The 13,260-nt window shown below is 40.3% G+C and carries 16 protein-coding genes and 1 pseudogene; 12 read left to right on the forward strand and 5 right to left on the reverse strand.

Translation table 11 applies throughout. From position 1 onward, the window contains the following. Positions 1-18: 18 nt before the first annotated feature. Together AC0IWE_RS11545 and AC0IWE_RS11550 are read left to right on the forward strand one after the other, a co-directional pair. Complete coding sequence (locus AC0IWE_RS11545) at positions 19-816, forward strand: Gfo/Idh/MocA family protein (protein ID WP_471793181.1); 798 nt, start codon at positions 19-21, stop codon at positions 814-816. A gap of 41 nt (positions 817-857) precedes the next feature. After that, complete coding sequence (locus AC0IWE_RS11550) at positions 858-1,598, forward strand: DUF72 domain-containing protein (protein WP_471793182.1); 741 nt, start codon at positions 858-860, stop codon at positions 1,596-1,598. Between the two features lie 71 nt (positions 1,599-1,669). On the opposite strand, the gene AC0IWE_RS11555 is transcribed toward AC0IWE_RS11550, so the two are convergent. Further along, on the reverse strand, positions 1,670-1,840 hold the full coding sequence (locus AC0IWE_RS11555) for a hypothetical protein (protein WP_471793183.1): 171 nt from the start codon (positions 1,838-1,840) through the stop codon (positions 1,670-1,672). A 63-nt stretch (positions 1,841-1,903) separates the two neighbouring features. Further along, positions 1,904-2,500, reverse strand: coding sequence for a DUF4142 domain-containing protein (locus tag AC0IWE_RS11560; protein ID WP_471793184.1), 597 nt, complete (start codon positions 2,498-2,500; stop codon positions 1,904-1,906). Positions 2,501-2,829: 329 nt separating this feature from the next. Here AC0IWE_RS11560 and AC0IWE_RS11565 point away from each other — a divergent pair, with 329 nt between their 5' ends. The 5 genes and pseudogenes from AC0IWE_RS11565 to AC0IWE_RS11585 all read left to right on the forward strand — a co-directional run bounded on the left by AC0IWE_RS11565 (position 2,830) and on the right by AC0IWE_RS11585 (position 7,072). Next, entirely contained in the window at positions 2,830-3,393 is a 564-nt protein-coding gene (locus tag AC0IWE_RS11565) for an MgtC/SapB family protein (protein ID WP_471793185.1), read from the forward strand. Between the two features lie 198 nt (positions 3,394-3,591). Continuing rightward, a pseudogene (locus AC0IWE_RS11570) lies at positions 3,592-4,259 on the forward strand (MBL fold metallo-hydrolase). Between the two features lie 193 nt (positions 4,260-4,452). Beyond that, on the forward strand, positions 4,453-4,812 hold the full coding sequence (locus AC0IWE_RS11575; RefSeq protein WP_055903338.1) for an SPW repeat domain-containing protein: 360 nt from the start codon (positions 4,453-4,455) through the stop codon (positions 4,810-4,812). An 80-nt stretch (positions 4,813-4,892) separates the two neighbouring features. Further along, entirely contained in the window at positions 4,893-6,374 is a 1,482-nt protein-coding gene (locus AC0IWE_RS11580; protein WP_471793186.1) for a hypothetical protein, read from the forward strand. Between the two features lie 98 nt (positions 6,375-6,472). Continuing rightward, positions 6,473-7,072 (forward strand): hypothetical protein, encoded by a 600-nt coding sequence (locus AC0IWE_RS11585; protein WP_471793187.1) that lies wholly within the window; start codon positions 6,473-6,475, stop codon positions 7,070-7,072. A 517-nt stretch (positions 7,073-7,589) separates the two neighbouring features. On the opposite strand, the gene AC0IWE_RS11590 is transcribed toward AC0IWE_RS11585, so the two are convergent. Then, on the reverse strand, positions 7,590-8,654 hold the full coding sequence (locus AC0IWE_RS11590) for a zinc-dependent alcohol dehydrogenase (protein WP_471793188.1): 1,065 nt from the start codon (positions 8,652-8,654) through the stop codon (positions 7,590-7,592). A 54-nt stretch (positions 8,655-8,708) separates the two neighbouring features. Continuing rightward, positions 8,709-9,464 (reverse strand): SDR family oxidoreductase, encoded by a 756-nt coding sequence (locus AC0IWE_RS11595; protein ID WP_471793189.1) that lies wholly within the window; start codon positions 9,462-9,464, stop codon positions 8,709-8,711. A gap of 302 nt (positions 9,465-9,766) precedes the next feature. Between AC0IWE_RS11595 and AC0IWE_RS11600 the strand changes: the two genes are divergently transcribed. Then, complete coding sequence (locus tag AC0IWE_RS11600; RefSeq protein WP_471793190.1) at positions 9,767-10,459, forward strand: DUF421 domain-containing protein; 693 nt, start codon at positions 9,767-9,769, stop codon at positions 10,457-10,459. A gap of 2 nt (positions 10,460-10,461) precedes the next feature. Continuing rightward, entirely contained in the window at positions 10,462-11,169 is a 708-nt protein-coding gene (locus AC0IWE_RS11605) for a DUF421 domain-containing protein (protein WP_471793191.1), read from the forward strand. A 358-nt stretch (positions 11,170-11,527) separates the two neighbouring features. On the opposite strand, the gene AC0IWE_RS11610 is transcribed toward AC0IWE_RS11605, so the two are convergent. Further along, positions 11,528-11,731, reverse strand: coding sequence for a hypothetical protein (locus AC0IWE_RS11610; RefSeq protein WP_471793192.1), 204 nt, complete (start codon positions 11,729-11,731; stop codon positions 11,528-11,530). 169 nt (positions 11,732-11,900) lie between these two features. Between AC0IWE_RS11610 and AC0IWE_RS11615 the strand changes: the two genes are divergently transcribed. From AC0IWE_RS11615 to AC0IWE_RS11625, 3 genes are all read left to right on the forward strand, one after another. Next, on the forward strand, positions 11,901-12,422 hold the full coding sequence (locus AC0IWE_RS11615) for a DUF4142 domain-containing protein (RefSeq protein WP_471793193.1): 522 nt from the start codon (positions 11,901-11,903) through the stop codon (positions 12,420-12,422). Between the two features lie 45 nt (positions 12,423-12,467). Next, the gene (locus AC0IWE_RS11620) at positions 12,468-12,659 is read left to right on the forward strand and encodes a hypothetical protein (protein ID WP_471793194.1); all 192 of its coding nucleotides are present in this window, start codon (positions 12,468-12,470) and stop codon (positions 12,657-12,659) included. A 201-nt stretch (positions 12,660-12,860) separates the two neighbouring features. After that, positions 12,861-13,058, forward strand: coding sequence for a hypothetical protein (locus AC0IWE_RS11625; protein WP_471793195.1), 198 nt, complete (start codon positions 12,861-12,863; stop codon positions 13,056-13,058). Positions 13,059-13,260 lie beyond the last annotated feature (202 nt).

Raw genomic sequence — 13,260 nt, forward strand, 5'->3', positions numbered from 1 at the left:
ACGCAAAAGCAAACCGGTATGGTTATCACAATAGATCATATGATCAGGTATAATCCAATTATTCAGAATTTAATTAAATTAGGGCAAGCGGGTACTTTTGGCAAATTAAGGCATGTTGTGGTATATAATTATGCGCAAGATGAGGCTTTACCAGCCGAGCACTGGTTCTGGAATAAAGAAATGTCTGGCGGGATTTTAATCGAACATGGGGTACACTTTTTCGATATCGTAAATGCTTTGGGCAACCAACATTATACTGAGGTTTACGGTTGTTCTGACAGTAGAAATGAAAACCAGCGCGACCGCGTGGCGGCAATGGTATTGTACAATGAAGGTTTAATTGCGAATTATTACCATGCTTTCTCCGGCCCCGGTTTATTTGAACAAACAACCATACACCTCGCTTACGATCTTGCCCGAATAGAAATTGAAGGATGGATGCCCATGAAAGGCACTGTAAAAGCATTGGTAAACAGCGAGAATAAAGAACAGCTGGACAATTTACCAGGTTGGAAGGTTACCGAAGCAGGTGGATTAAATACTTTAAGAGATGTTTCGCGGCCTGAAGGTTGGGGCAGTGAAGATGTACAACCAGAAAGTCAAGCCATAGTGTGCAGCGGAATAACTTACCAGGTAGATGAAATGCGCTCGGGCACTTTCGAAATTCCGCAAACCAAGGGAGAGGTTTATGGAAAATGTGTGCAGTCTATTATATTGGATATTATTCAAAAAATAGAAAACAAAGATCATAAACTCACCATAACGATAGAAGATGCTTTTGAAAGTTTAAAAACAGCTGTTCTCGCATCTAAATAGCTGAATACATTAAAGTATCTGTTAAATATAGTACATTAAAAATGACGAAATTGGGCAACACTTTTATTGGCACATCTGGTTGGAAATACCGCCATTGGGAAGGTACTTTTTATCCTCACGATTTAAAAAAGAAAGACCAGTTTAATTATTTTACTGAATATTTTTCTACTGTAGAGTTAAACAATTCATTTTACAGGCAGCCGAGTGCCGATAATTTTAAGCAATGGAACTTGTTAAGCCCCGATAACTTTGTTTATGCGGTTAAGGCCAACAGGTATTTTACCCATTTAAAAAAACTCAATGTCAATGAAAATGAAATTCTCGATTTCTTAGAGGCCTGTAGGGCCTTGAAAAATAAACTTGGCCCCATCCTATTTCAATTGCCGCCCAAATGGAATTTAAATTTGCAAAGATTGGAACAGTTTTTAAAAATGCTTCCAAATCACTACCGTTATACTTTCGAATTCAGAAATCACAGCTGGTATCATGATGATGTTTTTGCCCTGTTAAACAAGTACAATTGTGCTTTTTGTATTTATGAACTGGAAGGACATCAATCTCCAGTAATCACTACAGCAGATTTTGTTTACATCAGATTGCATGGGCCCAAAGGAAAATACCAGGGGAGTTATAGCGAAAAAAGTTTAACGGATTGGAGTGAAATGATCCTTTCATGGACCAGGGAAAATAAAGATGTTTACCTATACTTTGATAATGATGAGGCTGCTTACGCTGCATTTAATGCCATCGAAATAAAAAAAATAATCGAAGCACGTAGCTAACATTAAGCTGGATATTTTATAAATCAACTAAGCTGACGCAAAAATGCACAGCCAATTGATTCAATACAAAACTAATTGTGCCGGTTAAACCGAATAGGTGGCATTTCCTTTATTTCGGGCAGGTACTTGCCATTTCTTTTTTTACCCTTGGGTGCAGTCAATTCAAACGAACTCGAACTGGCCACCCGGGTAGCCAGTTGGGTTGCATTGCTGTTTTCAATTCTTTTTCTTTTGTTTTTCATGTTATTAATTTTAATGATGGTAAATTTCAACAGCAAAAAGCAATGCAAGTTCCTGGTGAATGCTTAACTGCCTTTCTGCGCAAAATTGTTTAAAATCTCAACTTCCTTGTTTACCGCAGAAAGATTTTGGTTTACAAAATCTTTAACCCTTTGCTGCCGCGCATGCTTGGCGTTTTCATAGGTATCTACATTGTTTTTGAGCAAAACAGACATCCGGTTAACCCATAACTTATTAAAGGAAGCTTCAGGAAGTTTTGACAACAGATGAAGCGAATCGATCTGCTCTGCATTCAATTTCTGATCGAGCAAAACCTTATTTTCATTGCAAAATTTTTCGAGTGTCTTTTTTTGAAACCGGATGCGTTCTCTTGCGCCCTTAGCATAGGTTTTAATCTTCTGATTGCCCTTTGAAGAAAGTGCAACAGTAAGCAAACTATCCTGAAGCGTGAAGTTTTTACCTGCAGCCTTAAGGTAATCTGCGGCTTCCTCCTCCATAGTTGTTTCAAAGGTTTCTACCTCGCCTACCCTGTTAACCGTGGGCGTATCGTTACTTAAACTATCTTTTTCTAATGATGAACGTTTATCTGCCACATTGCAACCATAAACCCCCAATAGGGCAATCAAAATTATGCTACTTTTCTTCAATGGTATCTTATTCATATCGCTTTATTTTATGGTAAAAACAAAAGCAAATCGGGTATTGTTGGCTGCTCCATAGCGCCAAATGAAAAACACGTACATCGCTCCAGATAGCAAGTACTTGCCACCATCAAATGTGAAAAATCACACCCTGATAATCCCCGGTAAGTTAAATTAAATTAGGTTTTACATTTTGAGTAGGCTTTCAAACTGAGCATTGAATATTTCAAAAACCGAATCTTCAGCACACATGTTTTATAGATAAGAATAAAACATGATTGACCTAACTATAGAAATACGCGATATAATTGCCATGTTGGTTTCGGTAATATGTGGTGGCATTATCGGTTTTGAAAGAGAATATAGAAACGAAATCTGCCGGCTTCCGAACAATTATACTGATCAGCCTAGGATCAACGATTTTTACAATTGTATCCTGGCATGGAAGCGGCACCGACGACCGCATTTCGGCCAATATTATTACTGGCATCGGTTTTATAGGTGCAGGGGTAATTTTTAAAGACCGTATATCGGTAAGAGGACTAACCACGGCTGCTGTAATCTGGACATCGGCCGCAATCGGCATGACAGCTGGTGTTGGCTACCATGCGCTTGCATTTGTGCTAACCATTTGTACACTTTGCGTTTTGGTTATGGTAAGTTATGTAGAAAAAATCATCGCAGATGTGCAAAAGGAAAGAATGGTAACGATTACTTTCATTAACAACTCGTTTTCCAATGTGCTGCTGCTCGAAAAACGGTTAAATAACACAGGCGCACAGATTGAGCGGTTGGAAGTATCAAAAGAAGAAGGACGGATAAATGTAGTTTACCTGATTAGAGGCAAAAAGGCCTCCGTAAATGAGCTTAACAGGCAGTTGGCAATGGCAGAGGAAGTTGCGAGTTTTTCTTAAATAACGTGTGTATTGGATAAACCTTAAAATAAATATCGAATGGAACAGAGTAAAGACAATAGAATCATTCCAATGACATCGTTTTCCAGTGGAAACGGAGAAACTGTAGCTGATGATGTGTATTATTTCACCAACCAGATCGTTAATGTTGTAATGCTAGGCCATCCTGGTGGAGATTGGATTTTAATAGACTGTGGCATGCCAAAGTGTGGGGATGAGATTATAACTGCTGCCGAAGAACGCTATGGCAAAGATAAACCACCAAAAGCTATTTTTTTAACCCATGGCCATTTTGATCATGTTGGCGGCATTGTTAAAATCCTCGAAAAATGGAAAGTGCCCGTTTATGCTCATCCTTTAGAAATGCCATTTATTACAGGCAAACAAGAATATCCTGAACCCGATAGTTCTGTTGAGGGAGGGCTGCTCGCCAAACTATCTTCCATTTACCCTCACGAACCAATTGATATTACCGGACATGTATCTCCTTACCGCGAAGATGGAAGTTTACCTGATGCACCAAACTGGCGTTGGCTTCACGCACCAGGCCATTCGCCTGGTCAGGTTGTTTTTTCCGCGAAGCAGATAAAATTTTAATTGCTGCTGATGCATTTGTTACCGTTAAGCAGGATTCGTTTTATAAGGTTTTAATTCAGAAACGTGAAGTACAGGGACCACCCAGGTATTTAACCACCGATTGGCAGGCTGCCTGGGATACGGTTAAAAAATTGAGGGATCTCCGTCCTGCTATTGTTGTTTCAGGTCACGGCCAGTATATGAAAGGCGCAGAACTTAGGTTAGGCCTTAAAAATCTTGTCGAGAATTTTAGCACAGTGGCAATACCGAGTCATGGCCGTTTTGTATAAATCGATCCAAAATGTTTCTTTTTAACCTTAATACTTCACATTACTTAAAGTGAAGTACTTAACTAAATGTGATAAATACGTTTTGTAAGGCTTTATAAAACCCGCAGCCAATAAATATGGGTTTCTTGAGGGATAATGTTAAGCGCAGATCAGCCTCAGGGGTAAAAGCCATGAAAATAAAATATAATAAAGCATGAAAAGAATATCAAGAAAAACGCATGGAATAATTGATTACCTATGGGCCGCAGTGATAATATCTGCCCCGTTTATTTTAGGTTTCATTAACGTTATGCCAGCCGCAATGTGTTTTTTTATTGCAGCGCTCATTGTGATTCTCCAATCTCTTTTCACCAACTATGAACTTGGCATGTGGAAAAAGCTGCCAATGGCATTTCATCTTGATATGGATGTTGTTTTAGGATTTACCTTAGCAATTTCACCCTGGCTTTTTGGCTTTTATCAGCAAATTTTTTGGCCGCATGTAGTTATGGGTGCCTTTTCGATAGTGGCCGGATTAACCACAAACAGCAACTCCCTGATTAAAGATATTTGATACCGCCAAAAACATGAGCCAGCAATAAGAAGAGCCAGTTGTTTTTCAATTATAAAAATTAGTTTTTATTATATATCTATATGAAACCAATTTCCATCTGGGCAGCAAATGCCCAAACAGAGCTTAAATCGTTAGCCCCAGTTGCCGAAATTTCTAAATCGCTTCAGCTTAATGCTTATTTATCAAGCGATACACTTTGGCTGGTAAAAGAAAGGCCAGATGGAAACCGGATAGCTTTCCGCACGGCTTTCTCACCCTCCGGAAAATTAGAAATTAAGAAAATTCACCATGATGAAGGTGAAACTACGGTGAGCCTTGCCTGCTCAACAATAGTTTTCCAGGTAACCATTCAGCACGAAGCAGGAAATGAATTTTTCCACTATACTGTTATGGCAACACCAAAGGCACCCCTATTTATTCCATACTGGCCAAGAGATATTATCAGTTTCGATGATAAAGGTAAGATCAAACAACAGGGAACAATTCATACCCAGCAGAGGGGAACCCGATCCGGAATACTTTTTTTTAACGATGGCACTTCTGGCTCTGTATTTTATTTTCAAAACCTAACCGCTATTAACGATTACTGCGAAACGGCAAAATGCAGTGCAGGTGGTTCTGTAGGGGGAGAATGGCCAGAAATTGGCTTCGCTTTACCTGCAACAACTGCGCCTTTGGAAAAAGGTAAAAGCTACTGCTTTAGTGACGGTTTTGTAAGCCTATCCGATCAACTCCCTGCTTCGCCCGCCGAAATTGCAATATTATATCTTGATCAGTTAGCCGAAACCTACATCAAAATTCCAAGGCCTGAGCGCTTTTACCACGACTGGCTTGACACTGTGGAAAAAGGCCTTGAAGATTTGACTTACCACAAAGGCTGTTGGACATTTGCCGGAGGCCATAGCTACCTTAACGCTTATGTTGCTGATTATAAAACGCCGCCCGAGGTAATGGTTCAACTTGCGGTATTGCTCCCGATGCTCGATTACCTGGATTGGAAAGGGGAAAGTAAGCACCAACTGGTAACTGAATTAAGGACCGGGCTTGAGGCATTTTACCAAAAAGATATGGGAACAATTGTGAGGTGGCTCCCATCGGCCGAAAAAAACCTCGATCATTCTGAAGAACAGAAAAAGCCGCGGGTAATGGACGCCTGGTATTTGCACCATCCATTAATGAACTTAGCCCGCTTAAGCACCCGTGGAGATGAAAATGCAAAAAAAATGCTGCTCAATTCCATTGATTATGCAGTTAAGGTGGCCCATAAATTTAATTACCAGTGGCCGGTATTTTATCAGATGGATACCCTTGATATTATAAAAGCAGAAACTGCCGAAGGAGCTGGAGGTGAAAAAGACGTGCCGGGTACATTTGCAGATTTAATGCTGAGAATGTGGAAAATAACCGGAGATAAGAAGTTTTTTGAAGAAGCAAAAAAATCAGCAGCTAAATTAAAAGGACTGAGCTTCGAACTGTTTTATCAGGCCAATAACACTGCATTTTCTGCCGGAGCCATGCTCAGGTTATATAAGAAACTCAAGATAAAACTTTCCTTGAGCTGAGTTACATATGTTTAGCAGCAATTTTTGATAATGTACAACTTTGGGAATGTGATTATGGGAACGCTAAACATTTTCCAACTTTTTTTGGGGTTTTCCCATTGAGAGATGCTCCTTATACCGCGGCTTACGAAGAACAGGAGGTGTATTCTGCCCTGCATGATTACCTCAAAGAAGCAGAAGGCATAGAAATCCTTCCATCGGTAAGGTTGTTAATTGCAGAGTTCATCAGGCACATGATGGGCCGTGTAGCGCATTATTATCCTACTATGCTGAAAGAAGAAGCGGTGGCTAAAGAAAGTAAAACAGGTGAAATTGACCGCAGGTTATGGATTGCCCTTGAAGACCTGCACGATGGCTGGGAGCAATCTGGAGAGGTAGGACAGGAAGTATATGGGGCAGGGATAGCATTTGGCGTAATCCCAAATCAGTATTTTAAAGTTAAAAATGAATCTTTTATTATTTTCTGTGATTATCCAGTAGCCAACTTTAAATGTAAAGCAAATGCAGCTACTTTAACCACTGGTGGAGACGAAAGGCTAAATTGCAGGATGATTATTTTATTCCAGGGGGGAGATAGACCTAAAAATTTAGAGGTAAAATCTGTAGAGAGAAAAGAAAAATACAAACCTGTAAAAAATAACCCTGATTTAATTGAATATAACATCGCAGGGAATCAAAAAGTGAGCATTACCTGGTAGGTTAAGCAATGTTGATGCACGAAATATGTTTTCTTAAATGGTAGCGTAGTCGAAAGATTTTCACCACGAATTTACACTGAGAGCAGCTTTTGCCACGGAAACACAGAAAGCACGGAATAATTTTTTAGTGCTTCGTCATCCTCGCGTATGCGGGGATCCTAATGCTATGAATAGTAAAATTTCAAACCAAGTTGATAAGTGATGTGCAATTATGGCTTGTTATCGTATAAAAATCAATAGGAGTGACAAGATTTTAAGAAAATGAATATCCTAACGGTATCGTCATTGCGAGAAGGCTTTTTCAGCCGACGAAGCAATCTTACAACGATAGCTATTAGCCTGTATTTTAGGATTGCTTCGTACCTCACAATGGCGACCCCTTTACTGAAGCCCTGTCAATGGTAACCTTAGTTGAAGACCCCTTGTTTAATTTACCATATAAGACATTTAAGGCCATATAAGCTCTTTGGTAAAATGATCTTTCGACTCCGTTACGATTAACATGCTCGAAAATATTTTATACCGTTAGTGCTACAAATACTGCCCCGGTTTCTTTTTTGTTCTGAGCGGTTTCGAAAGCTTCATTAATCTGATCCAGTGAAAAGGAGTGGGTAATCATTTTTTTCGCATTAATTTTACCTTTGGCCAAAAGATCAAGGCAAACCGCCATTTCCGGATAGATATCCCAAAAGCCATAACTTGCACTTGGAATAATGGTAATACCTGATTTTTGCAGCTGCTGCCAATCCATTTCTATGCTGGTGTTACCAGCTTCAAAACCACCCACAATGATTACCTTACCCCCTATGCGGGTGAATGAAACGGCCTGAGGTAGGGTAGTCGGCATTGAAGGCCCTCCGGCACATTCAAATGTAATATCTGCTCCCCTCCCATTTGTAAACGCCTTCAGTCGCTCTAGTCCATCTTCATTTTCTGTATTTACCACTTCATCCGCACCAAGTTCTTTAGCAAGTTGAAGTGCACTGGGTACAATATCGAAAAGAATTACATCTGCACCCGATGCTTTTGCAAGCTGAAGTTGTGCCAGTCCTATCGGCCCACCACCAATAACCGCCACCTTATCGTTAATATGCAAACCGCTTAACTGTTGTGCGTGTAAACTAACCGAGAAAGTATCAAGAAGGGTAGCTTCCTCATCGCTTACATGATCGGGCAGTAGATGAAACTTCGTTGCCGGCCCAATAAGGTATTCGGCAAAAGCCCTGGAAATGGTTTCCATCCTCACTTTATATAAATTTGGACACAGGTTATATTGTTGAATGCGGCACCAATCGCAATCGCCATCACCCAAAAGGGTTTCAACTACTACTCTATCACCCGGTTTTACATTTTTTACGGCAGGGCCCACCTCCACTACTTCGGCGGCAAGCTCATGCCCCATAATTTTACATTCCAGGTCGGGTTCGTGTTTTTTCCAATGCCGAAGATCTGTTCCACATATACCAGAAACTTTAATCCGTGCCAGCACCCAGTCTGGCGCAGGTATTTCTACCCGGTCTACTTCCTGAACCTGAAAGGTTCCATCCGGCTTTTTTAACGCCGCTTTCATTTTATTGCTCATGCTGTCAAATTATAATTGAATATTCATTAGCTAATTGCTTATTAAGTAAATACCCTAAATAATCTGCATCGTTGGACGGATCTTCAGATTAACCACATCAGATGCTGGCGGTTGCGCAATACAGAAAGCAATGGCCCATGCAATATCTTCTGCGCGGAGCATTTCTTGATTTTTTATCTGTTCTTGCTTTTCCTCCTGGCTGGCCTCCTGCATATCGGTATCAACTGCACCAGGTTCTATAAGAGAAATTTTTATGCCGAGTGGGTTCACTTCTTTACGCAGCGACTCTGAAAACCCCTGTATTGAGGCCTTAGTGGCAACATAAACGGAGCTACTTTCTTCCCTTACATCAGCACTCATGGAGCCGATATTAATAATCTGGCCGGAGCCCTGTTCCTTAAACCTTACAATTGCCTCTTTGCTACAGGCCATGTAAGCCAATAAATTGGTATCGAGGATATATTGCCAGTCTTCGTAGCCTCCCTCGAGTATACTTCCATAGCCCAGGGCAGCATTGTTAATCAATATATCCAGTTTGCCAAGCTGTTCATCTGCTTCTTTAAAAAGTTGCGCTACACCATCCTCGCTTGAGAGATCAACCGCAATACCAAAACTGTTTAGCCTGTTTCTTGCCGAAATTGCCTGGAGCGTTTCGTCTATTTGCTCCTGATGACGGCCACAAATGATGCACTGGGCACCCAACGAGCCAAGTAAAATTGCTGCCGCTCTCCCAATGCCTGTGCTGCCACCGGTGATCATAATTTTTTTGCCTAAAAAGGCACTGCTGAAATACGAATTAAAATCTTCCATAGCTTTTATTTAATTGTTTAATTTCTGCTGATTGATCAGCTATATTAATAACCTGCCCTCAGGATGGTTTGTTGAGGTAGAAACTACGTGTTTGCTTGTAGCGAAATACCGTAATTATAATAATCACCTAAACTTAATACAGCTATTTTTGATGAAAAGCTACTGCTACCCGTTGAAATACGGGGACCTTTATGCTGTAAGTACGCATTTTCTTCTTCAATAAAACTGAACCTCAGCAAGCAATGTTGAGCATTTAACTAGCTCAATTAAAAGGTATAACTCATACCTGATTTAAATTAAACATGAAAAAAGAAGAGATACATTGGGGTGACTGGCACCGGATTTTTATAGGTACAGCACCCATAGAATTTTTACTGGAAGTTTTAATCAGAACAATTATTATTTATTTGTTTCTATTGATTACGCTCAGGCTAATGGGCAAAAGAATGGGCGGTCAGTTAACCATTTCCGAGCTGGCCGTAATGCTTACGCTCGGTGCAATTGTATCTGTGCCTATGCAAATACCCGATAAGGGCCTGCTACAGGGAATCCTGGTGCTTTTTTGTGCTTTTGCCTTTCAAAGAGGCATTACCTACCTGGCTTCGAAAAACCATAAAATTGAGCTCATTACCCAGGGAAGCGAATCGTTATTGGTTAAGGATGGGGTAATGCTTGCTGCTAAACTCGATAGCATGAAAATATCCCGCGAGCAATTGCGTGCAGTACTAAGAAATCAAAATATATACAACCTGGGCGAAGTACAAAGGCTTTACCTGGAAGCTTGTGGTATTTTCTCTGTTTTTAAATATGATGAGGCAAAACCTGGCTTAAGCCTGCTCCCCCCTGCTGATGACAATGCGGCACAAGAATTTAATGTAATTAAAGAATCCAGCATTTGCCAGGAATGTGGAAATCCTGCCTCTGAATCAGATACAGAAAAAAAATGTAAAAATTGCCACGCCGTTAATTGGGGCCAGGCTGTAATTGCGAAATAATTATGAAAGAATACGAAATTAAACTGTCTGATATTCAACGCATCCTCCTTGGTGAAGTTCCTTTTCATTTTTTTATTGAGGTAATTCTCCGTACAGCTTTTATTTACCTAATCCTCATGGTATCAATGCGGCTGATGGGCAAACGGATGTCATCTCAACTCAGCCGTAATGAGATGGCCGCAGTAGCCTCACTTGCAGCAGCTGTGGGGGTGCCGTTAATGAATCCTGACAGAGGCCTGCTCCCAGCGGTGGTAATCGCTATGGTAATTATCACGCTCCAGATCTTAATTGCCAAAATTGCCACAAAGAATAAAAAGTTCGAATCATTAACGCAGGATAAATACAATATACTGGTTAAAGATGGTGTGCTTAATTACAAGGCTATGGTGCTTACGCGTATTACCAGGGATAGGGTACTTTCGCAACTTCGATCAGGAGGAATTAGCCACCTTGGCATGGTTAAGCGTTTGTACTTTGAAGCTGGAGGATCTTTTAGCTTACTTAAAAAAACGGAGCCTGTGCCGGGGCTATCTTCTATTCCGGAATGGGACAGGGAAATGTCTGATAAAATACATCGGCAAAGCACACAGCAGGTGTGTAAATTTTGCGGTAACTACCATACAGGGCCTGTAAGCAAAAAATGTGAAAACTGTGGAAAAAACTCCTGGGTATATGCGGTAAGTAACGTCAATAATCCTGCAAACAAATAACATGTGGGATACTGCGCTAACCCGAAAAACAATTTTTAACCATAATGATATAGCTAATGAAGGATGCTAATAAGCGGGCCCTCAGTTACGAGGAGAAACGAAAGTCGGTACAGACTTGCCCTATCGTTTGGACACATGTTTGGTTTGGGTATTTATGCGTTTTGCCAAGGGGTGCAAATAAAACAAAGGTTTTGCCTAAAGGCACCTCAAATCCCAATGGCCACATTATTAAATGAATAAAACCACACTAACATTCGTTCCTAACAAGTGCTTTAATAGCGTTAATATATTATCGTTTTAAACGATAGGTGATGCAATGCTTATTAAAAAACGGGCAATAGCTTAAACCATCAAGTTATTAATAATGATTCTTAGCTGCCCACGGCAGGAAGGTTTCAAAGTAACTTTGATTAGTCGCTGCCCACGGCAGGAAGGTTTCAAAGTAACTTTGATTGGTCGCTGCCCACGGCAGGAAGGTTTCATAGTAACTATGATTGTTCGCTGCCCATGGCAGGAAGGTTTCAAAGTAAATGATGCTTGCGCTCGTTTTAAACGCCTGCATCAATAGCTTTACGATGCTATCATTATAAACCAATCACATTTCACAACACATACTTCTACGAATAAATACGGAAGCAAATTCAGGGATTTATCAGCTTCTTTCGGGTATTTCACCCCTAAACCAGCACATTAAAAAAATGGTTTTCATTAGAAACAAAAGATAAAAAATTATGAAAACACTAAAAACATTAATGATGGTAGCACTTACCATATTGAGCTTACAAGGCTGTAAAAAGGACGACGACGAAAATTACACGATGGACAACCAGTCGTTTGTAACCCAGGCTTCGAGCAGTAACAGTTTTGAGATACAGGCAGGTGCAATAGCCACTCAAAAAGGACAAAATGCTGCGGTAAAACATTATGGCGAGCACATGACAACAGATCATACCGCCGTAGGAAATGAAATGAAATCGCTAGCCGCAGGAAAAGGATGGAATGTACCAAATGCTTTGCAACCTAAAGAACAGGCAAATCTTGATAAACTGAACAGCATAGATCCATCATTATTTGATAGCGAGTTTATGAAAATTATGGTTGCTTCCCATCAAGATGCGATTGCACTTTTCTCTAATGCAGCAGGCGATATGGGCGTTTATGATGCAGACCTTAGGGCATTTGCCGCTGCCAAACTGCCTTCACTGCAAACCCACCTGCAAGAAGCCGTGAATTTACAGGCCCAAATAAAATAGCCTTACAACTTAACAAAATACATTAACCACATTAGCAAAGGCAAAATGACTGACAACGAAAAAGCAAAACATGGGCTCGAAGATGAACCTTTAGGCAATGAAGATCAGCAAGCGGAAAACGGGTCACAATCTTTTGAAGATAAGCGACCTGCTGATCCTGATATCCCAAAAGGAGATAGCATCGATACAGATACCAGCCGTAACCCTACCGATTGGGAAAAAGAGCCGGATGAATAAAAACAATGCAGACTGCAAAAATCAGCAGATAGAAGGCGCAGATCGGCATGTAATAAACAATTTAAAAATCCAACCATGTTTAACATGGAGCAATTACAACCTGGATTTATCATCCACATAATATGGCAAACACCAAGCGATAAAAACCTCATTTAACACAAAACCAGGTTTTATCGGTGATTATAAATAATCAGTTATACCATGAAAGATAACAGCAAAAATAATAACCTGAAGAAACAAGGGGAAGTAAACAGCTATCTTTCACTTGAGCAAGAGATTATTAAAACACTTGAGAAAAAAATTAAAAAGATTGAAAGCGGAGAAGAACAACCGTACAACAATGTTAGCAAAGGAAAAACATCAGGCGGATTTGATAAGTGGTCGGTTTCATGGCCATAGTAAAACCCAGTCCCATGGTCTGTATCCCACAAACAATTAATTAATTCAAAATATGGTCTCCAATACCATGGTCCGTATCCTCACAGATGATATTTCCAGTCCCATGGTCTGTGTCCTCACAGACCATTCATTAATTCAAAATGTAATTGTGGAAAACACAGACCATGGCATAATGGGTGAAAAGTTTGTTATTCCATGCAGA

The sequence above is a fragment of the Pedobacter sp. AC402 genome (genome assembly GCF_979252805.1).